Annotated in this window: 17 protein-coding genes; 10 read left to right on the top strand and 7 right to left on the bottom strand. The window is 47.8% G+C overall.

Annotated elements, in window-relative coordinates; all coding sequences use genetic code 11:
• Positions 1–47: 47 nt before the first annotated feature.
• The gene (locus AC4IFB_RS19085) at positions 48–950 is read right to left on the bottom strand and encodes a LysR family transcriptional regulator (RefSeq protein WP_490778762.1); all 903 of its coding nucleotides are present in this window, start codon (positions 948–950) and stop codon (positions 48–50) included.
• 146 nt (positions 951–1,096) lie between these two features.
• Here AC4IFB_RS19085 and AC4IFB_RS19080 point away from each other — a divergent pair, with 146 nt between their 5' ends.
• Together AC4IFB_RS19080 and AC4IFB_RS19075 are read left to right on the top strand one after the other, a co-directional pair.
• Positions 1,097–3,223: a YgiQ family radical SAM protein gene (locus tag AC4IFB_RS19080; protein ID WP_490778911.1), complete on the top strand. Its 2,127-nt coding sequence runs from the start codon at positions 1,097–1,099 to the stop codon at positions 3,221–3,223.
• A 183-nt stretch (positions 3,224–3,406) separates the two neighbouring features.
• Positions 3,407–3,850 (top strand): Hsp20/alpha crystallin family protein, encoded by a 444-nt coding sequence (locus AC4IFB_RS19075; RefSeq protein WP_490778763.1) that lies wholly within the window; start codon positions 3,407–3,409, stop codon positions 3,848–3,850.
• Positions 3,851–3,908: 58 nt separating this feature from the next.
• Here the strand turns inward: AC4IFB_RS19075 and AC4IFB_RS19070 are convergent, their stop codons facing one another.
• Together AC4IFB_RS19070 and rsmI are read right to left on the bottom strand one after the other, a co-directional pair.
• Positions 3,909–4,478: an outer membrane protein gene (locus tag AC4IFB_RS19070; RefSeq protein ID WP_490778764.1), complete on the bottom strand. Its 570-nt coding sequence runs from the start codon at positions 4,476–4,478 to the stop codon at positions 3,909–3,911.
• Positions 4,479–4,592: 114 nt separating this feature from the next.
• Positions 4,593–5,435 (bottom strand): 16S rRNA (cytidine(1402)-2'-O)-methyltransferase, encoded by an 843-nt coding sequence (gene rsmI / locus AC4IFB_RS19065; RefSeq protein WP_490781007.1) that lies wholly within the window; start codon positions 5,433–5,435, stop codon positions 4,593–4,595.
• Between the two features lie 200 nt (positions 5,436–5,635).
• Between rsmI and AC4IFB_RS19060 the strand changes: the two genes are divergently transcribed.
• The 5 genes from AC4IFB_RS19060 (at position 5,636) to AC4IFB_RS19040 (ending at position 10,761) form a co-directional block, all read left to right on the top strand.
• Positions 5,636–7,627 carry a penicillin-binding protein activator gene (locus AC4IFB_RS19060; protein ID WP_490781006.1) on the top strand — a complete coding sequence of 664 codons (1,992 nt, stop codon included), beginning with the start codon at positions 5,636–5,638 and terminating at the stop codon, positions 7,625–7,627.
• Positions 7,624–7,986, top strand: a complete 363-nt coding sequence (locus AC4IFB_RS19055; RefSeq protein WP_490778767.1) for a YraN family protein — start codon at positions 7,624–7,626, stop codon at positions 7,984–7,986. Before AC4IFB_RS19060 ends, AC4IFB_RS19055 begins: the two co-directional genes overlap by 4 nt.
• Before the next feature lie 97 nt (positions 7,987–8,083).
• Entirely contained in the window at positions 8,084–8,671 is a 588-nt protein-coding gene (locus AC4IFB_RS19050) for a phosphoheptose isomerase (RefSeq protein WP_490778768.1), read from the top strand.
• A 109-nt stretch (positions 8,672–8,780) separates the two neighbouring features.
• Positions 8,781–9,362: a BON domain-containing protein gene (locus AC4IFB_RS19045; protein ID WP_490778769.1), complete on the top strand. Its 582-nt coding sequence runs from the start codon at positions 8,781–8,783 to the stop codon at positions 9,360–9,362.
• A complete protein-coding gene (locus AC4IFB_RS19040; RefSeq protein ID WP_490778770.1) occupies positions 9,343–10,761 on the top strand; it encodes an FAD-binding oxidoreductase in 1,419 nt (472 codons plus the stop codon). The genes AC4IFB_RS19045 and AC4IFB_RS19040 overlap by 20 nt, the downstream gene beginning before the upstream one ends.
• A gap of 707 nt (positions 10,762–11,468) precedes the next feature.
• Here the strand turns inward: AC4IFB_RS19040 and AC4IFB_RS19035 are convergent.
• Positions 11,469–12,227 carry a Crp/Fnr family transcriptional regulator gene (locus AC4IFB_RS19035; protein ID WP_490778771.1) on the bottom strand — a complete coding sequence of 253 codons (759 nt, stop codon included), beginning with the start codon at positions 12,225–12,227 and terminating at the stop codon, positions 11,469–11,471.
• A gap of 308 nt (positions 12,228–12,535) precedes the next feature.
• Between AC4IFB_RS19035 and AC4IFB_RS19030 the strand changes: the two genes are divergently transcribed.
• The 3 genes from AC4IFB_RS19030 to AC4IFB_RS19020 all read left to right on the top strand — a co-directional run bounded on the left by AC4IFB_RS19030 (position 12,536) and on the right by AC4IFB_RS19020 (position 18,618).
• A complete protein-coding gene (locus AC4IFB_RS19030; protein WP_490781005.1) occupies positions 12,536–14,626 on the top strand; it encodes a CHASE2 domain-containing protein in 2,091 nt (696 codons plus the stop codon).
• 170 nt (positions 14,627–14,796) lie between these two features.
• Complete coding sequence (locus AC4IFB_RS19025) at positions 14,797–18,141, top strand: tetratricopeptide repeat protein (RefSeq protein WP_490781004.1); 3,345 nt, start codon at positions 14,797–14,799, stop codon at positions 18,139–18,141.
• A gap of 93 nt (positions 18,142–18,234) precedes the next feature.
• Positions 18,235–18,618, top strand: a complete 384-nt coding sequence (locus tag AC4IFB_RS19020) for a hypothetical protein (protein WP_490778774.1) — start codon at positions 18,235–18,237, stop codon at positions 18,616–18,618.
• A 228-nt stretch (positions 18,619–18,846) separates the two neighbouring features.
• Here AC4IFB_RS19020 and AC4IFB_RS19015 read toward each other — a convergent pair whose 3' ends face one another.
• The 3 genes from AC4IFB_RS19015 to AC4IFB_RS19005 form a co-directional block, all read right to left on the bottom strand.
• Positions 18,847–19,287, bottom strand: a complete 441-nt coding sequence (locus AC4IFB_RS19015; protein WP_490778775.1) for a rhodanese-like domain-containing protein — start codon at positions 19,285–19,287, stop codon at positions 18,847–18,849.
• 573 nt (positions 19,288–19,860) lie between these two features.
• Positions 19,861–20,613 (bottom strand): exopolysaccharide biosynthesis polyprenyl glycosylphosphotransferase, encoded by a 753-nt coding sequence (locus tag AC4IFB_RS19010; protein WP_490781003.1) that lies wholly within the window; start codon positions 20,611–20,613, stop codon positions 19,861–19,863.
• A 314-nt stretch (positions 20,614–20,927) separates the two neighbouring features.
• Complete coding sequence (locus AC4IFB_RS19005; protein WP_490781002.1) at positions 20,928–21,566, bottom strand: hypothetical protein; 639 nt, start codon at positions 21,564–21,566, stop codon at positions 20,928–20,930.
• Positions 21,567–21,742 lie beyond the last annotated feature (176 nt).

Raw genomic sequence — 21,742 nt, 5'->3', positions numbered from 1 at the left:
TTTCTAGACCTGAAAACCCATAAAGCAAAGAGAGATTTTTCGAACACCTATTCGACTGGAGCGAACGACTCAACCAATCTTTCTGCCTGACGCAGAATTTCCCGCACCATTGGTGGAGATGGATCACGGGCGAGCGTCACCACTCCTGTTGCCCAGTCAACCTGTGGTTCTACTAACTCTACCGCCACCACTCCATCAGGTGTTCCAACCTGCTCCAATACACTGCGGGGAATAATTGAAGACCACTGTCCAGTGCCCACATGGGCCAATATGGTAAGAATTGAATTGGTCTCCAGGGTGGGTGATGCCACCGCACCCACTTGCTTGAAAACAGCATCAATGGTCTGTCGGTTCATCATGTCCGGGGTCAACAGACAGAGCGGTGTTGTTGCGGCATCCCGCCAGGTTACAGTGGCATAATCTGCAAAGGGTCCCTCCTCTGCGGTCAACAGAACATGATGTTCACACCACAAGGGGACGGTCACCAGTGAATTGTCGTTGAATGAGCTCAGATAACCTACTCCGGCATCGAGTTCAAAATGGTGCAAACGCTCCAGAATCTCATCATTGGTCAGCGAAAGCACTTCAACAGTTACACCACTGTGTCGACGACAGAAAGCTGAAGTCAAACCGGCAACAGCGGTCATTGCGGTTGGAATGACACCCAACCTGAGACGCCCGCTTAAATCATCTCGCAAACTGGCCAACTCCTGTCTCAGATCGTCGACCTGTGCAGCAACACGCTGGGCATACTCCACTACGATCTCACCCTCAGGGGTTAGACCGGTATATTGCTTGCCCCGTTCGACAACGCTGACACCCAGAGTCTCTTCAATATCCCGGATAGCTGCGGAGAGCGTCGAAGGCGAGACATGACAGGCAGCTGCAGCTCTACCAAAGTGTCTCTCCCGGGCAAGTGCGATCAGATAGCGATATTTTCGTGTAATCATGATAACTAACTATAACCTGATTTCGATATGCAATAGATCGCTTCAGACAATTACTCATAAATCACTACTTGCCTGCCATTACAAAACCACCCAGAGGTTGAGGGAGTTAGCGGGTCAGTAGTGAAGCAATGTATAATCAAAGATCAATGACACAGCCTGCCAACATCTTCTCCCACCGTCCATATTGGGCCGCCCGTTTTGGCGTTGCTCCGGTATTGCCTATGAGCCGAGAGGAGATGGATGATCTGGGCTGGGACAGTTGTGACGTCATTCTGGTCACTGGTGACGCCTATGTTGACCATCCAAGCTTTGGCATGGCCCTGATCGGTCGACTACTGGAAGCTCAGGGGTTTCGGGTCGGTATCATCGCCCAACCGAACTGGAGTAGTGCGGATGCCTTCAGAAGCCTGGGGCGGCCAAACCTGTTTTTCGGTATCACTGCCGGAAACATGGACTCGATGGTCAATCGCTATACTGCCGATCGTCGCATCCGCAGTGATGACGCCTATACACCAAACGGCGAAGCCGGCAAACGCCCAGACCGCTCAGTCATCGTCTATGCCCAGAGAGCCAGGGAAGCCTTTAAGGGGGTACCGGTAATCATCGGCGGCATTGAAGCCAGCTTACGTCGCATCGCCCACTACGACTACTGGTCAGACAAGGTACGACGTTCGGTACTGCCCGACTCAAAGGCCGACATGTTGATCTACGGCAATGCGGAAAGAGCCATAGTCGATGTAGCACACCGATTGGCAAAAGGAGAAAAAATCGATCAGATAACCGATCTCAGGGGTACCGGTTTTATGTGCCAGAGCATACCGCAAGACTGGTATCAGATCGACTCTTCTGAATTGGACGCTCCAGGCCCGAAGCCCATGCATCCCGACCCCTATCAGCACACTCCGAAGTGCGACCAGAAGATAACTTTCACGCCACATACAAGGCCGCGTCATCTGGATCGTCGACGAACCGTAGTGCGCCTGCCCTCCTACGATCAGGTGGTCAAAGACGAAATCATCTACGCACACGCATCCAGAGTGTTTCACCTTGAAACCAATCCGGGTAACGCCCGGGCTCTGGTACAGCAACATGGCAAAAGAGATGTCTGGCTCAACCCACCACCTATTCCTCTGACCACAGAGGAGTTGGACAGAGTCTATGAACTGCCCTATACCAGAACACCACATCCAGCCTATGAGGATGCCAAAAATCCTGCCTGGGAGATGATCCGCCACTCGGTGAACATTATGCGGGGCTGTTTTGGCGGGTGTACCTTCTGCTCCATCACCGAACATGAAGGCAGAATCATTCAGAGTCGTTCTGAAGACTCTATTATTCGTGAGGTGGAGACAATCCGGGACCAGGTACCTGGCTTCACCGGTCATATCTCAGACCTGGGCGGCCCCACTGCGAATATGTATCGACTGGCCTGTAAAGATAAGAAGATTGAAGCTGCCTGCCGACGTCTATCCTGTGTATTTCCGGGTATCTGTCCTAACCTCAATACCGATCATAAACCACTGATCAATCTCTATCGTCGCTCACGCAAACTACCAGGGATCAAACGTATATTCATCGCCTCAGGATTGCGCTATGACCTTGCAGTGCGCTCACCTGACTATATCCGGGAGCTGGTCACACACCACGTTGGCGGATACCTGAAAATTGCACCGGAACACACCGAATCATCACCTCTGAGCAAGATGATGAAGCCGGGCATAGAGAGCTATGAGAAGTTTAAAAAGCTGTTTGATAAATATTCTGCCGAGGCGGGTAAAGAGCAATATCTGATCCCCTATTTCATTGCAGCTCATCCAGGAACCAGTGATCAGGATATGCTTAACCTGGCCCTGTGGCTGAAACAAAATAATTTTCGTCCAGATCAGGTTCAGGCCTTCTTACCTACACCGCTGGCAATCGCGTCTGCGATGTACCATACCGGCAGAAACCCGTTACAGAAGATTGCACCCAACAAGGGCAAAGTGAGTGTTGTCAAAGGCTTGAAGCAACGACGCTTGCATAAAGCCTTTTTGCGTTACCACGACCCTAAAAACTGGCCACTGCTGCGTGATGCTCTGGCCAGCATGGGGCGTAGTGACCTGATCGGAAATGGCAAAAAACATCTGGTTCCCAGCTGGCAACCCTCCCCTGAAGGAAGGGGTGGGAAACAGGCAAAACCGAGTCGTAACCGCGCTGCTGACAGACCATCCAGGCCGATCCAAAAAAAGCGCAAATCAGCACATGGAAGAGGCCGTAAAAGCCCCCTGAAATAGCTCATTTTTTTACATACAATACAGATAGTTACAAAACACCTAAACCGATCGAAAATAAGCCTCTTCCAGGCTTGAAAATCCCCCTCAAAAGAACCATATTCAAATTAGGAGATGGCTAAAATTCTCATCATATTTATGAGATGCCAGCTCCTATGTGAAGCGCGTTTGGAAAGGAGGTAAATCATGAATATCACACGATATGACCCCTGGCGTTCACTTGATGATTGGCGTCAGGATATGGACCGGATGTTCCATCCACTGCATCAACGAGATGAAGAGACCTCCCATGTGGTAGGTGGCGATTGGGCGCCTGCTGTCGATATCAAAGAAGAGACGGATCGCTATCTCATCCGCGCAGATATTCCTGGTGTAAAACCGGAAGATATCGAAATTACCATGGACAATGGTGTGCTGAGCATTCGTGGAGAACGTAAGTTCGAAGAGACTGAAGAGAGGGATGATTTCAGGCGTGTAGAACGTTCACACGGTATCTTCTATCGGCGGTTTTCACTTCCGGAAAATACCGATGCAGAAGCCATTGAGGCAAGCGGGAATGACGGCGTGATCGAGATAACCATTCCGAAGACAGAGGACAAACATCCTAAACGGATCGAAGTCAGGCATTAAACCTCTCTACCGGGGCCTTTCGGCCCCGGTTATTTACGTTGCTGGGTAAACGAGAGGTTCAGAAACGAAAGATCAGACCCAGATTGGTTTCAAACTGAGGAAAGGCATCACCACTGATCTGTAGCTCACACCCCCCGTCACAGAATAGGCTGCTATTGGAATTAACCAGGGTGCTGTAACCACGCAGTTCAAAACGAATACCCAGACGCTCTGTGGGATACCACTTCAAACCACCGCCGACACTCAGGGAAAAGCGGGTCTTGTTCTCGAATCCTGCCTGGTCCGGTTGCATATAGGTCATACCAAGACCTCCGGAGAAATAGGGGGTAAAGCGATTCTGGTAGACATCCACAGTACCCCCCATGTGGAGGTAGTGTACGTCCAGATCGAAGGCGTTGTCCGGATCGGTGCTGTCGGCCAGCGAAGTGCCCTGATGACTGTAGAGAAATTCGTAGCGGGTTGTTTTTGAGGCCGGCTGGCTCAGAGTAAAGCCCCAATCTGACGACTCATCAAAATCCCATGCACGACCTGTTTGGTTATCATCCAAAGTGCCGCCGAAGCGATATCCGACAAATGGCGTGAACTCAACCTCACTCTCTGCTGCCAGGCAGTAAGGACTCAGAACCAAGAGGAGCAAGATTGTGAAATAGTGTGGTGAGCGCATCATGTCAGATAAAAGTAACAGTTATTTAGTCCAATTATCGTCCAAAATCTCACTTTTGACCTGGTAACATTTCACATCTTAGGCATGAGACAACTTAAGCGCTTGATTATATAGTTTATTTTTTTTCTCGCCGGTAATCGCCACTGCCAAGGAAACGGCTTGTTTGAGCGGTAGTTCCGCTAATAATGTGATCAGCATTTGTTCTACATCCACTTCGACCCGTGTCTGGGATGCAACACTCTCTCCAGCAATCAGAATGACAAACTCACCCTTTCTTTGATCCTCATCCTGTTGCAAAGTCTGTAAAATTGAATTCAGACTCCCCCTGATAAAAGTCTCATAAGTCTTCGTCAATTCCCGAGCAATCACAGCTTCCCTCTCTGAACCAAAAACAGACACCATGTCCGCCAGAGAATCAACCACTCGATGACTCGATTCATAAAACACCAGGGTCGATCTTTCACGAACCAGATCCTGAAACCAGTTTTTTCGATGCGACTGGGTTCTAGGGGGAAAACCGGCGAATAGAAAACGATCTGTTGGCAGACCGGCTGCGGAGAGGGCCGATATCATGGCGCTCGCACCCGGTATCGGTACAATAGTGCCCCCTTCAGCAGCATAGGCCCTGACCAGAGGAAAGCCAGGATCACTGATCAACGGCGTACCCGCATCAGAGACCAGAGCAACTGACTCTCCCTCGGACAGTGCATCCAGCAGCGAGGTCAATTTTGCCTGTTCATTGAACTGGTGCAAGGACCGCATCGGGGTATCGATGGCATAGTGACGTAACAGGGGACGAGTATGTCTGGTATCCTCTGCAGCAATGAAATCAACCTGCTTGAGGGTTTCGACCGCCCTTGGGGTCAGGTCATCAAGATTGCCGATTGGTGTTGCGACAACGTAAAGTACGCCCTTTGACACAGATCTTCCCGAGTGTGAGAAACTAGAATATAACCCAGCGAACCATATAGATTAGATTCAAAGGTAACAAGGCAGATGAGCAGGGGGTTACCCTTGCCAATTAGCCAGGTCTTTAGATTTGAGACCGTTCTTGAAGCCCTGAAAGCAATCTATTATGTTGCCGGGTTGATTATACCGAATCCTGCCACAGATACTGAGCTATGCATATCATCCGTCACATTGCCCTTTTACTGATCTTAACCCTACTGTTTCAGATGGGCTGTACCACGGTCACCAAACAGACGATACCTGAATCCCAGCAACTATCTTCTGAGCTGAGGCTGCAAATTGACTCATTTGTAGAATTTGGGGACTACACTGCTGCTGCAATGGCTTTGGAGGCTTATGCTGTTGAAAGTGACTCCCCACTGCGTGAACAGCTGATGCTGGAGGCTGCAGAGTATTGGTTGAGGGCTGGCGAGCAGGAGCGCAGTCTACTGCTTGTAAAGCAGCTTCTCCCATCTGACAGTGATCCGGATTTCAACTTAAAACTGAGAATGGTTCGTACTGAACTGGCGGTTTTACAGGGTGACATCGAACAAGCGCTGGATCTGATGCAACCAGAACCCAGCCCCGATGCACCACTTGCATTACGGCAACACTACCATCGCAATATGGCCGAGATCTTTCGTCTATCCGGTAATCTACTGGAGAGTGCCCGTGAGCTTGATGTGCTCGATAAACTCTTCGAAGATGACCTGGAGCAGCGTCAGGCAGTACAGGAGTTACTGGTTCAGACCCTGTCTACCATGACCGATACCGCACTGACCCTGCTGCAACCTCAACCACCAGCCACCCTGATAGGCTGGATGGAACTGGCAAAAGTCATCAAAGAGCAGACGCCAGATCCGGAAGTACTGAGCAATAGTCTGGCCGGTTGGCGTGAGCGCTTTCCCGAACATCCGGCTCTGCAGACCCTGCTTGCAGGTTACCTGGAGCTACAGGGACTCAGCCCAGACGACCATATCGCCATCATACTGCCGCACAGTGGCCCCTACGCCAAAGTCGCTGCTGCTGTACGGGATGGCTTAATGGCGGCTTGGTATCAGCAGCCATCGGAATATCGCCCGAAGCTGCAATTCTATGACAGCAGTGAACTGCAAAGCACACTCAATATCTATCAACAAGCCATCCTGGGTGGTGCTCAGATGATTGTCGGCCCGCTGAATAAAGATGCGGTGAAGATGCTCTCCAATCTCGAGTTACTGGACATCCCCATACTGGCCCTCAATCAGATTGAGGAGAGCAGCTACGAGATCAACCCCAATCTATTTCAATTCGGCCTCGCACCAGAGGATGAAGCCGATCAGATTGCTGAGAGGGCCTGGCTCGAAGGACATAGGACAGCGCTCATTCTGACCCCGTCAAACAATTGGGGCAGCCGCCTCGAGAACAGCTTCCGTCTGCGCTGGGAAACCCTGGGGGGAGAGATAGTCGAAAGCCAGAGATACGACCCACAGGAAAACGATTTCTCTATACCGATTCGTATGCTGCTCAACATCAATGAAAGCCAAGCCCGTATACGTGCTGTGTCCAATATGCTTGCCAGAAAACTGGAGACAGAACCCCGTACACGAGAGGATGCAGACTTTATCTTTTTAGCCGCTCGTCCGCAGAAAGCCAGACAGATAAGACCACAGCTTAAGTTTTTTCGCGCCGGTAACCTGCCCATTATGGCCACCTCTCATATCTACACCGGCGTTGAACAGCCCGATCTCGATCGCGACCTGGGCAAGATCAGTTTTGTCGATACCCCCTGGCTGCTCGAAGAGAGTCATGGAGGCGCCCTCTCCCGCAAACGTCTTGAACAGTTGATTCCCGGTGTCAGAGGTCGCTATGCCAGACTCTATGCGATGGGTATCGACAGTTACAATCTGCTTTCACAGCTGCAATCCATGCAGCAGCAACCCGGCAAGTTGTTCAATGGTCAAAGCGGCACAATCTATCTGGATAAGAATAACCGTCTTCACCGGCTCTTGGCATGGGCCGATATGGAACAGGGAAAAGCTCGCATCAGTGGCTATGCACCCCGTATTCAGATGCCGATGAATACCATATCATTGGATGATGATATGGACGACCCTGAGCCGATCAACCCTGAACTGCCACCAGTATCAGATCATGATCTGTCTCAACCAGCCCAGGTCAGATGAAAGCTGATCATCTCCAGCAAGGTGACAGGGCTGAACAGCAAGCACTTGACTACTTGAGCCGTCATGGACTCAAGCTGGTAACGCGCAACTTTCGCTGTAAGTCAGGAGAGATTGACCTCATCATGCAGGAACGGGAGACGCTGGTATTTGTAGAAGTACGTTATCGCCAATCGAAAGATTTTGGTTCAGCTTTGGAAAGTGTTACCACAAGCAAGCAACGCAAACTTCTGGCTGCAGCCAACCTCTATTTACAAAAGATGCAAAACGATCAACCCTGCCGATTTGATGTGGTCGCCCTGCACGGTTCCGGCAAACCCCGTTTGACCTGGATTAAAGATGCCATCCAAAGTAGTTGGTGATCTACATTAAAGTTATTCTATATTAGGGCCTGTTAACACTAAATGAAACACGATCAAATCAACTCTTACCAGAACCATCACAAGGCGATGTAATACGATGCAAGACCAAGAACGCATCCAGACCCTTTTTAATCAGAGCATTCAGACTAAGATCGAGGCACTGCCTCTTTTGACTCAACCTATCTCAGATGGAGCAAGGCTGATATTCGACCGACTGCTTGAAGGCAATAAGGTCTTGAGTTGTGGTAATGGCGGCTCAGCCGGAGACGCCCAACACTTCTCATCGGAAATGCTCAACCGCTATGAACGCGAAAGACCTGGATTGCCAGCCATCGCCTTGACCACCGATAGCTCAACTGTGACCTCAATCAGTAATGACTACGATTTTTCTTTGATCTTTTCCCGACAGATCGAAGCGCTGGGACAACCCAATGACCTGCTATTGGCGATCTCTACCAGTGGCAATTCGAGTAATGTCAATCATGCTGTACAATCAGCACACGAACGCGAAATGGCGGTAGTGGCCCTGACCGGTAAAGATGGCGGCGAACTGGCGAAACTCCTGGCACCCGGGGATGTCGAAATTCGGGTTCCAGCGAATGTTACGGCTCGTATTCAGGAGACACACCTGTTGATTATTCACTGTTTGTGCGACCTGGTAGACCAACAACTGCTGGGTAGTTAAACCTAAAAAAATCAGTTGCACACAACTGTCTCGACATTTGATTTAAAAAAAACAGTAATCTTTGGACATATGCCTCACCACACGATCTCGATAACCATCAGAGGAAGCTATGCAGATTAAAATTTCCACCGTTTTCTATCTTTTACTCACCGCAATAACCCTGCAAGGTTGCGCTGCTGTCATTGTTGGAGGCGCTGCGGCCACCGCATCTATCGTGCACGACAGACGCACCACTGGGGCCATTGTTGAAGATCAGAGCATTGAGCTGAAAACCTATGATCTGCTGAAGAAAGACCCTCAGTTCGAAAAGCAGAGCAATATCTCAGTCACCAGCTACAACATGGTAGTGCTACTGACCGGACAGGCAGCAAATGACAACTTGCGCCGCAAGGCCGAACAGATGGCAATGGGTGTGGAAAAAGTGCGCCGAGTGGTCAATGAAATAGAGATTGGCAGTACTTCATCCATTGGCGAAGACAGTCGTGATGTTGCCATTACCTCTGAGGTCAAATTAAAGCTGACTGGCATCGACATTCCGGACTTTGACCCACTCAGAGTCAAGGTGGTGACTGAACGGGGCACAGTATTTTTGCTTGGATTAATCACTAAAAAAGAGGGTGATGCGGTTACCAATGTAGTACGTCATATCAGTGGTGTACGTCGCGTAGTACGTGTCTTCGAGTACATCTGAATTGGCAGGCCATCTTAATCAGGATCTGATCCGCCAGTTCAGGAAGATTGCCGGCAACGAAGGTGTCTTTACCGATCCTGCGGATTGTCTGCCTTATGGTTATGACAACAGCAGACTCCAGGCGACACCTGCTGGTGTGGTGTTTGCGGAACGACATGACCAGGTAGAGGCTGTGGTGCGGCTCTGCTATGAACATAACATCCCGCTGATCAGTCGAGGCAAAGGCACAGGCACAACCGGGGCCACTGTCCCTCAACAGGGAGGCGTGGTGCTCTCCTTGGAGCGTATGAACAAGATCCTCGAGATCGACACAGACAACCGCTTAGTCAGAGTTGAGCCTGGGGTAACAAACAAAGCACTGCAAACAGCAATTAAAGATAAGGGTTTTTTCTGGCCGCCTGACCCTACCAGTGCCGCAGTCTGTACCATTGGTGGAAATCTTGCCTACAACTCTGCTGGCCCCCGCGCCGTCAAATATGGCACTCCCAGAGACAGCACTTTGGGGCTGAAGGCAGTTACCGGTAGTGGTGAGACAATCTATACCGGGGTTAATACAACCAAGGGAGTCGTCGGTTACGACCTCACAAGGTTGCTGATTGGATCAGAAGGCACCCTGGCCGTCATAACCGAAGCTCGACTAAAACTAACGCCACTGGCAGAGACAAAACGTACCCTGCAGGCCAGCTATCGTGACATCCATGCCGCAGCAAGAGCAGTTTCGGCCATCATGGGACAATCGGTGACCCCTTGCGCCCTGGAATTTATGGACAAAGCTGCCTTGGAGATGGTTAGAGAGTTCTCTGATCTGCAACTCGACCCCTCGGTTGGGGCACTGTTGATGATTGAAGTGGATGGTGCAGAACACTGTATTGGTGAAGAGACTGCAGTGGTGGCCAAGGCTGCAAATGTCCCGGGACTGCTCGATATACATACTGCAGAGACCCAGGAGGAGGTCACCCGTCTGTGGAAAACCCGTAAGGCGCTCTCTCCTGCACTACGCAACATTGCCCCTAAAAAGATAAACGAAGATGTCGTGGTGCCTGTCTCCCGCATGCCAGAGTTAATCGAATCCCTGGAAAAGCTATCTCAGGAGACAGGGATTACGATCGTCAATTTCGGCCACGCCGGAAATGGCAACATCCATGTCAACCTGTTACTCGACCCGGATGATCCACAACAGCTGGCAGCTGGTGAGCGCTGTCTGGCAGCACTATTTGAGCTGGTATTGAAACTCGGCGGAACACTATCGGGTGAACATGGTATCGGTGTCGTGAAGCGGCAATTCGTGGATCAAGAGATCAATCCAGTCGAACTCAATCTGATGAGAGCAATCAAGCGTCAGTTTGATCCCCATCAAATCCTCAATCCAGGCATTCTCTTTCCAGACGAATCGAACTGACAGGCCTTCTATTCAACTTCAAGAATCAGCAAAAGCCTGACCTCTCTGTCAAAAAAAAACACCCTCCATCATGGATGGAGAGTGCTACCCAAATGAGAGGTTGAGCAGTAGAAGAAACTGATCGCCTCACAATCTTTTAACTGAAAACAGTGTGGTCTATTGATCACCTAACCAATGATTTCCAACACCACACTAGCCACGCTCGAACCTTATACTTTGATCGACTTGCACCCATGATAGGACCGTCTTAGCCCCTGGCCCATGTGAGAACCGAGTGGTATCCAGGCATAGAGGGGCTGAAAAGATACCGATTAATAAGCCGATTGTGATGACGAAACCTTTTTGCCACATCCTCTGCTCTCCCTTACTGGTATAAGAGGCCGTAAGTTGATGGTTATTAGAATAAGGATTACCGGCTGGCAGCGCAGTGAAATATTCACTATTCAGATATGACTTTTTTCCAAATCCTTTCAAAGCTGGACATGGATTGGAGGGAAATCCCGGTGTGCCGGGCAAGGCATTGTTCGCAGTGAATGGCTATTGCCTGAACAAGAACGACAACGCAGTATGATATGACGAGAACTCGCCTTACTAATAATCGGCAAATGCGGATCTAACGCTTATATGCCCCATTCCCCTATTGCTCATTCGAAGCACAAGTAACGCTCAATAGGCAGGATTGAAAAGAGCATGGTTATAGCAACTATTCAATAACGGGCAGGTAGCTGCTTATTTATCACATATTGATTGTGGCTGGAGCTGATATAGCCGCCTTTGACCAGGTCTTTAAAAATACGACAAACCATTTCTCGAGAAGCACCAATTCGATTCGCCAACTCCTGCTGAGTGACATGCCCTTCTATCACCAACTGGCCATCCCGCTCCTCAGCAAGACTCAACAAGGTTTTACTGAGTCGCCCATATACATCAGAGAGAGCAAGGCTCTTCACCTCATCGGTCAGTGCCCTCACCCTGCCCACCATATCCTTCAGCAGGTGGATACAGATATTGGGATTGCTCTGCAATACCTGGTGAAAGGCCTGTTTAGACATAATGGCCATGGTTGATTTGACGGTTGTCATGATTGATGCAGATCTCTTATAGTCATCAATCAGCGATAATTCGCCGAAATATTCACCCTCATCCTGATAATTGATGATGGCCTCTTTGCCGTTTTCATCGTTGAGATAGACTTTGACCTTGCCACTCAGAATTACATACAAGGAATCGCTGTTATCACCTTCGGAGAGAATAATTGTATTTCGGGGATAGGTTCTTCGGACCATGCGCTGCTCAATTAGCGCAAGATCACTGGGATTCATGCCGGCGAATATGGAGACGTTTTCAATCATGGTGTTAATTACCCTATAAGCGTTAGCCTGTTGCAGAGGATTAATCTCCATAAACCCTCGCCATAAAATCACACAACCTGAATAGGCGGTATCATTCTCCCTTCCCGCCTTCATGTTGTACACTGTGAACAATCAAATTGAAGGAGCGCTAACAACCCGGCACCTTAATAGACCAAGTTCAGGCACTCAAGCCTGTCCTTGATCAACCACTTACCTAAAAACCACCATGTTCATAAACTATATGAGTCTGGTCTTATTTTCAGGCACTTGTTTTAAAACTGTAACAGAAAAATTCACATTCTACAGTGGTGATATTTAACTGTTATGAACAGTAGTGATCCTTTTCTCACTTATCTCGCACGGTCATTGTGGAAAAATATCAGTTCAGATCAGCGCTAATACTGGGATTATCGATTGGAATTTTGGGTGCACTAATCAGTTTGCTACCGATTGGCGCCACTTGGGAGGAAGATTTCGGTCTGGGCTTGCTTTTCAAGTTACGCGGCCAGCGTCCAGCCCCCCAGAATACTGAAATCATCTCCATCAACGGCGAGACAGCCGCACAACTTGGTCTGGGTGAAGAGATACCGGAGTGGCCCCGCACTCTGCATGCAGAGCTGATTAACAAGCTTAATCAGGCAGGGGTAAATCTCATCGTATATGACATCTTCTTCAAGAGACCCAGAGACGCCAAAGCTGATAATCTGCTGGCACGCACGATTCGAGAGAGTGGCAATGTGATGCTCGTCTCCTATATGCAGCAGGAGCAGTTGAAAACCGGTGATGATATTCTCTATGTTGAACGGCTGATTCCCCCGGTAGGGATACTGGCAGATGCAGCCCTCGATCTCGCCCCATTCGTACTCCCCAAGGTACCAGTCAAAGTCAGTCGCTTCTGGATCTTCAGCGGCGAACAGCAATATTTCTCACTGCCAACTGCAGCACTCCTGCATTTAGCTGATCCAGATGGCAGAAGAGTGCAACAGTTGATCACGAACTCTGGTGCTGAATTCCCACCTGGATTGGATAGAGAGGGGATCTCTCAGCTCTTGCGTAATAACCAGGAACTGCTCGATTCAATGCTGGATACATTACAAAATCATTCCAAACAGCGGATGCAAGAAGATCAGTTCCAATACCTGGAGGCTGCCCTCGACTTACACCATGGCTCAATCTATCCCTATCTCAATTTTTATGGGCCTCCCGGTACTATCAAGACCCATCCAATCCAGGAGGTTCTCGCTGCATCTCTTGAATCATTATCCCAGTTTCAAGGTAAGACAATTTTCATCGGTTATGCCGGCGCCTACCAACCAAAACAGAAAGATGGATTCTATACCGTCTTTTCACAGCCCAACGGATTGGACATCAGTGGTGTTGAAATCGCAGCTACCGCTTTTTCCAACCTACTTTATCGGGAAACCCTCTCACCGCTTGCCTATGGATGGGTGATTGTTCTATTGACCGGTTTCGGCATCGCTATCACCCTGCTGTTTCGTCTGCTGCCTGGTCTCGCGGGCATTGTCAGCGGCTTGGTGATAGGTGCGGTTTATTTCACTTCCGTCTATCTGCTATTCAAACAGTTCAACCTGTGGTTACCCTGGTTTATACCTCTGCTACTGCAAATTCCATTTGCTTTGATTATCAGTTTGATTCTGCACTATCAACAGATGCGAACCAGCAGAGAGCAGCTTCGCCATCTGTTCGGTTACTACCTGCCAGGAGACGTCATAGATCGCCTGGCTCGTGACAACAGACAACCGGCAGGCCAGATTGAATCAGCCTATGGCGTCTGCCTTGCCTCTGATGCGCAAAACTACACAGCGATGGCAGAAAAGATGGAGCCGGAGGCGTTGCAAACGTATTTGAATCACTACTTCAAGATCCTCTTCTCGCCAGTCAGATCCCATAATGGAATCGTATCGGATGTGGTCGGTGATGCAATGTTGGCGATCTGGCCGTCAACCCAGGCAAAGCACAACATGCAGCAGATGGCCTGCGAAGCCGCACTTGAGATCGGCGAAGGCATTAAAAATTCCGATCTTGAACCGAAGCTTATTACACGTATCGGATTGCACTCTGGTGAACTTGTAATGAGCCATGTCGGCGCTATCGACCACTTCGAATACAGGGCTGTGGGGGATATGGTCAACACCACTTCACGCATCGAAAACCTCAACAAATTACTCGGTACCCAAGTCGCGGCATCAGAAGACTTTGTAAAAGAGTTACAGGGTATAGAGACCCGGGAGTTAGGCAAATTCACTGTTTCCGGCAAACAGCATCCAATCACACTCTACGAAATTGCAGCCAGATCAGAGGAAGCGAGTGATGAACTGCTCAGACTCCATGAAGAATTCACAGAAGCCCTGGTAGAGTGGCAAGATGGCAGCAGAACCATTGCCTATGAGAAATTTCAACAGCTCGCGAAAGAGTACCCCGATGATGGCCCAACGCACTACTACATAAAGCAGTTTCATGAGCGTCGGAGCACCCACAGGAGCTCACTCTAGACAAAAACAGCAGACAAGTTCAGCCCTCCTTATAAGCAATAACTACTTGTCGATAAAGGATAATTATGCTACTTAGGTGTAATCGAGTGAATAAAAAGCCTAAAATATAAATCACTGTATAAATTAAGGACAAATCATGGATGTTGTCACCACTACCAGGACTAAGGATCATGGTTACCAGATCTAAAATAAAAATCGAACTTGCACCACTTTTCTACATACTGCTTTTGGGATTGGGCTTTAGCAGCGCACTGATGGCCGATGAGTGCCAACCGGTTGTCGCTCGAATGGTTTCAACTCAAGGTCAGGTAGAAGTTCTTCGAACAGAGAGCAAGGAGTGGCAGCAGGTAGAACGTGACAGCAAGTTTTGTCCCGGTGATCAACTGCGCGTCAATGCCAGCAGCCGAGTGGGATTACACCTCAATAATGATACCTTTCTTCGACTTAGCGAAAACAGCAGCATCCGATTTTCTCCTCCCGCCGATCAGCAATCGAGCTGGCTTGATCTCATTCAAGGCATCGCCCATTTTATCAGCCGTATCACCCGCCCCGCACAGGTTGTAACCCCCTATGTCAACGCCTCCATTGAAGGTACGGAGTTTACTGTAGAGGTTAGTGACGAACTGAGCCTCATTTCAGTCTCTGAAGGTAAGGTTCGGGCTCACAATCAGCAAGGGGAATCCTTAATCAGCAGCGGCCAAATGGCTAAAGTTGTCAAAGGAGAAGCCCCAGTCGTCAGTCAAATAGTCAATCCATTGGATGCGGTTCAATGGACACTCTATTACCCACCGATTATCGACTTCAGTGATCAGGATACCTCATCCAATCAAGCACTCCTCCGCTCTTATGCAGCCTACCGTAGTGGCGATATTACTGAGGCCTTTAAAATATTGGATGAGGTACCAGTCACTGAGAATGCCTCTACCCTGGGTTATCGAGCATCACTCAACCTAGCAGTTGGCGATATCAAAACAGCAGAGAGGGAAATCAAGCATCTAATAGCAGTTGACCCTGAAAATGCTGATGCTCTGGCCCTAAGCTCAATCATTGCGACGATTCAGAATCGATCCGATGAGGCCATGAGCTCGGCAAATCAGGCGATAGAGAGCAATCCCGGGTCTGTATCGGCTCACCTGGCACTCTCCTATGCCAAACAGAGTCAATTCGAATTGATAGAAGCACTCGAAGCAGCAAAAGAGGCAACCCGCCTTGATCCTGAGAGTGCGATTGCCATGGCCAGGTTGTCACAACTCCATCTGATGTTCCGTCAGATGAGTGAAGCAACAGAAGCAGCAGAAAAGGCAGTTGCTATCGATCCACAGATCGCCCTAAGTCAAACAACTCTGGGATTTGCACACCTGATACAACTTAACCTGAAGAGTGCCAAACTCGCTTTTGAACAGGCGATAAAACTCGATCAGGCAGACCCAATGCCAAGGCTGGGCCTTGGTCTGGTAACCATTCGCGGAGGCAATCTCAGCCAGGGCCGGGAGCTGTTGGAAACTGCAGTTCACCTTGATCCCGGAAGCGCACTCCTGCGCAGCTACCTGGGCAAGGCATATTATGAAGAGAAACGCAGCGAAGAAGCTGCCACACAGTTTCAATTGGCCAAGCAGAGAGATCCACTAGATCCAACTGCCTGGTTCTATGATGCGATACTCAAGCAGAGTGAGAACAGTCCAGTTGATGCCTTGAATAACATACAACAGGCTAATCAGCTGAATAAGAACAGGGCGATTTACCGTTCACGACTTCTACTTGACGATGACCAAGCCTCAAGAAATATCAGCCAGGCAGAGATCTACACCGATTTGGGCTTCCAGCGACTGGCCCTTAAAGAGAGCTGGAAATCGATCAATTTAGATCCAGGAAATTCATCGGTACATCAGTTCCTATCTGATGCCTACGCTGGGGTTATTCGACACGAAATTGCACAAGTCAGCGAGTTGCTACAAGCACAACTACTACAACCCGAAATTACAACTCCCATCAGCCCAAGTGCTGGCGAAACAAACTTGTTAGCCTTTAATGACAACGGCCCTTCGTTAGCCGGCCTGAATGAGTACAACCCGCTATTCAACCGTCAACGCCTCTCTTTTCAAGCAAGTGGTGTGACAGGCAGTAATAATACCCGTGGCAGTGAAATCATAGCTGGAGCATTTGCAAATCGAGGCATGATCAGCGCAGGTCACTTCCGCGAGAGCAGTGATGGATTTCGTGAAAACAACGATAGCGATCAGACCATTACTAATTTATTCGGACAGTTTCGGATAACATCTGACTTGAGTATTCAGGGTGAAATAAAGCAAAAAGAAGGTGATTTTGGCGACCTGACACTCCGATTTGACCCGGAAAACTTTGATCAGTCATTGCAGAGAAGCATAGACTCCGATAGTTACAGAATTGGATTAAACTACTCTCCAGATATTAAACAGAACTTCATTTTTTCTGCCTCATCACAAAAACTGGAAGACTCCGACTCCCGCACTGGCAGCCTGGTCTCACTGGACAGTGATGGTCAGCAATACGAGGCAAAATATATATACTCTGGTGAACAGTTTGATATAGATGGAGGATTTGGCTTCTTATCTTCCGACAAAACGACCACACTTAATTTTGAGTTTTTCGGATTTATAACTACAGAGCAAGAGAGAGCCAAAGTAAATCAAAAATCGGCTTACCTTTATTTAAACTATCCTTTTACAGCAGGGAATCTTTTAGTTGGCTTTGACTATCTAGATATCGATGACGATCTCAACCTTGATAAACGCAAAATCAATCCTAAAATTGGGGCCCGCATTGATATCTCGAACGACACCAGTTTCAGGGTTGCAGCATTCAAGATAGTTAGCCCTGAAATTATTAATCTCCAAACATCAGCACCCACCTCAGTGATAGGATTTAATCAGTATTTTGATGATTATCTTGGTGCAGAATCCATACGATATGCACTAGCACTTGATCATAGTTTCACTGAGAATCTGCATAGTGGTTTCGAAATCACTCAGCGGGAGATCGAAAACGAGTTTGATGACACATTCCTGAATGATGAGACACATAAAGAGCAAGACCATCGACTCTATGCCTATTACTCGTTAAATCCAAACATTGGCATAACAGGTGAATACTCCTATGAGAAATTTGAGCGTGATTTTGTTGAAGGCATCATTGAAGCTGACAGACCCGCCTCCCTGCTCACCCAAACCACCGCCCTTGGTTTAACCTATGCTCATGCCTCTGGTTTATATTCAAAAATCACAGGTAACTACGTCGATCAGGAGATCGAAAACATACTCCCCATTGACACTAGTACGGATAGCGATCAGTTTTGGGTTGCAGATCTCACAATTGGATTCCGGCTACCCAAAAGAATGGGGAAAATTGAAATATTGACAAAAAATTTATTCGATAAGGAATTCAATTATCAAAGCACTAATCCTGGCACTGGCACACCTCAATCATCAGCATACTATCCTGAGCGGTCTTTTTTGATAAATGCCCAACTGTGGCTTTGATTACAGATAATCCACCCTATTCCATTTATCACAGGAATACCTTATGACCCTGAAAACAACTTACCTTTTCTAGTATATAAAAGGAGCACAAAGATGAATAAAATCATAACCACACTACTAATCCTTGTTCTAGTCTCACTACTAACCTCAGGATGTAATCGCACAAAATACAGTAATGCAAAAGTTCTTACACAAGATGAATCAAAAATTGTTCTGACTGTTAATAAAGACTTCTCTTCCACGATTTTGAATGCCAACACAGGTGAAAGAGTGGAACCCTGCATAGAAGATACATCCAAAGAAGATATGAGCAAAAAGGAAATCATCAAAAAATGCTACCCGGACGGTCATGGCATGAACGGCAAGATTCTCTCAGAATCGCACATGGTGGTAAGAGAAGGTTCAATCTGTGCGACGATAACAGTGGGCAGAAAACTATATGTAATTTGCCAACCACCTCATAACCTCGGTTTCTGATGTCCAATATGGACATCTAGAACCCTTTGGATCATTATTGAGAAACGAAACGGTTTTCAAGTGTTTAGTCGAGCCTCTCAGGACATAATCTAACACTTCATAACGGTATTGAAAATCAAGCTTATCCAGAGGGTTCTATCAACCAAACGCTTTGAAGGCCTCTTAGGTATAGGTGCCTTGACAGATTAGATATTCTATTATATTCACGCCAGCTCATTTCATTTAGCGTCAATGCACTAAGCTTTTAAACTCACTGACATCTGATACCACACCTGCCACCTCCCCTGCAGGGGATGCTTCTCCTTTTTCACCATCTTGGCCAACAGTCTCCTTACTATCCTCATAGCCACTAAATTCCTTTACGATCACTTTGCTATACCCCGCCACATTGAGAATACTTGAGGCTAATAACCCTTTACGTTTTGATCTGGCTACCAAAACAATTGCACTGTCCCGATAAAGATCAAATTCACAGAGCAGGTCAAAAATATCATTAATAAAGCTGTTATTGGCATAGGAACGGTAGCTTTGCAGAAAGACATTCCACTCATCTACCGGGCCACCCAAATAAGGAATGTGAGCATCAACTCCCTTTTTCGAACCATATAGCATCACCTCTGCACTACTGCGAATATCAATATATAGCGCTTTATCATTTGCAATAAACATAAGGGTAACTCCTTCCGGGTCGTTGATTGTTAATTAATGTATTAACTGCAGCATCCTTAACTTTAAGCTTTTTCCATCTGAAAAAGTTATGGTGTGTACTTCTGCCAAGTTCGGTGTGAAAAAGATTCGGTTTTTCCACACTGCCGAGCGAATTGAAACAAATTATTCGTAACTGCCACGATTAGACACTCCTGGCGCCTCAGGTCAGATTGCTAACAGCAAACATCAACAAGAAGCGGCTGCATCTCCGAGGGCAACAAGGATCTTCTCTGGCAACCCATAGCGCCTGGATAAATATAGAGTTACGTCCTTGAGTTCAAGGATGAAATGATGATCCTCTCGAATCGCCGAGTGCATATCCCTGAATTCTGTAAACAAGCTCAGTTCTGTTGTGGTGTACACAATGAGTGCAGCATGATGCAGACCTTCACTTTCTTTAGGGTCAACTGCCGACTCTGAACGATTTAGCAAGGAGAGTATGGGTCATTTCAGATCCTCAAGTTATTTAAATATTTATTCGCTATATATAGTCCAGCATCTACTAATAAACTGTCATCTCATGTCAGATACAAACTATCTGGCCCCATGTCCGGTCAATACCACCGGTATCGTACGAAGCAGTATCATCAGATCAAACACCACACTGTTTTTACGCACATAGGTCAGATCGTAATAGAGTTTGTGTGCTGCATCTTCTACTGATTCACCATAAGGATATTTGACTTGTGCCCATCCGGTGATTCCTGGCTTTACTTGATGTCTGAGAGCATATCCACGAATCTGGCGCTGAAATTTTGAGACGAATTCTGGTCTCTCTGGGCGGGGACCGACCAGACTCATCTCTCCTCTCAAGACATTTAAAATCTGCGGCAGCTCATCGATTCGTGTCTTACGAATGAAACGTCCGATTCGGGTAACTCTGGCATCGTTTTTAGCTGCCATCTGAGCGCCATTCTTTTCAGCATCTGTTCGCATGCTACGGAATTTCCAGACGTAAAACTCACGCCCTTTCCATCCAACTCTCAGCTGACGATATAAGACTGGATCCTTACCCATGGTACTGAGCCAGATCAAAGATGTAGTCAATACAATAATCGGACTGGCCAAAACCAGTATCAGCAGGCCAAAAACAACATCCAGCTGACGCTTACCCAACCCTTCAACACGCTCTTTCCTCGATAAGAGAAGCTGATTGAAGGCAAACGCCCCTGTTAGGGTGCCTGTTGGATTGATTACACCCATTGAATCGGTGGTATCGATTTGATCAAATCCATAAGCTGATTCATTTTGATTGATGAACATCTCGTGATCAGTGTGAACAGTCATCTTCCTATCTCCGGTCTGTTATTTGGTTTGGGCTTCCTTTGCCCGAGTCCGCTATCTTTGTCGGCTTCACCAGACTTGATCTCCCTGGGAAACGTTTTGCTTGCTGCCGTTTCCATCTGGTATGGCTATATGATTTCAAATCTCAGGCCTTGAGGCGTATCGAATGGAACACAGATGAGTTGTGACATATTCACTTGCCAATGAAGATTGACTTGTTACTGCCGATAGAAGGAAGGGAGGTTTTTTACTGCATGAACAGCTTCTGCTACTTCACCCACTGTTCAGTCCTTCATCCAGATTAATGAGTTACCGGATTAGCAACCGTTGGACAGCTCAGTCGATGAATCAAACAGATCACTTCCATCCGGTATATTGAAATTCAGCATTAACTCTTTTTCTGAATCGACTCGTATCTGGGAATCGATTCGGTTGCCAAACACCGGTATAAACTCTGTATCCAGTTCTGGCACCTGATTCCAAGAGAGAACTGCTCGCACTTTAGGAAGGAATCCCTGCATCAATGCATCCCAATACCGCTCAGCATCAAAGCCAAGTGAGACCAGGTGAAAAATTGGATAACCATCCTTCTCCTTGTCCTGCCCGACATCACAGACTTTAAAATGGCTCAAACCCAGCGGGTGGTAGCCTTTCTGATCTCCCCAGTCGACGAAAAACCGTACATACTGAACCGATCCGTGGCGACGAAGTATGCCGCTATAGCCCTCAGCCTGATGCCTGCCGACAATAGCAATCAACTTGCCAGCCTTGGGATTTATGGCAACACACATCAGCTCTTCCCAGAAAGTCACCTCAGAATATCTGCGTACGCAACGTAAAATATCCCCAGGGGGGACCTTACTCGCATACATATGCGCCAGGAGCACACTCCTTGCCAGGATTAGCTCGTGATGCCTCCCCTCCCCTTTTTCTGGAATAATCCTATTATTTTTCATTAGCTTATCCACAAGCCACAAATCTTTACGATCTGCAGTCAGCTTGCATTAAGAAGCCTGTTCCCACCAATGACATGACTCATAACTGATGTGTGACTTATTCACTTGACCCAACCATTTATTTGCAAAACATCTCAACCATCAGACTTTTTCATAGCCAGAAAATGATTCGAACA

It is taken from the genome of Candidatus Thiodiazotropha sp. AKIB8, assembly GCF_058244675.1.
The sequence above is the reverse complement of the archived record's forward strand: the minus strand, read 5'-3'. Positions and strand labels throughout refer to the sequence as shown.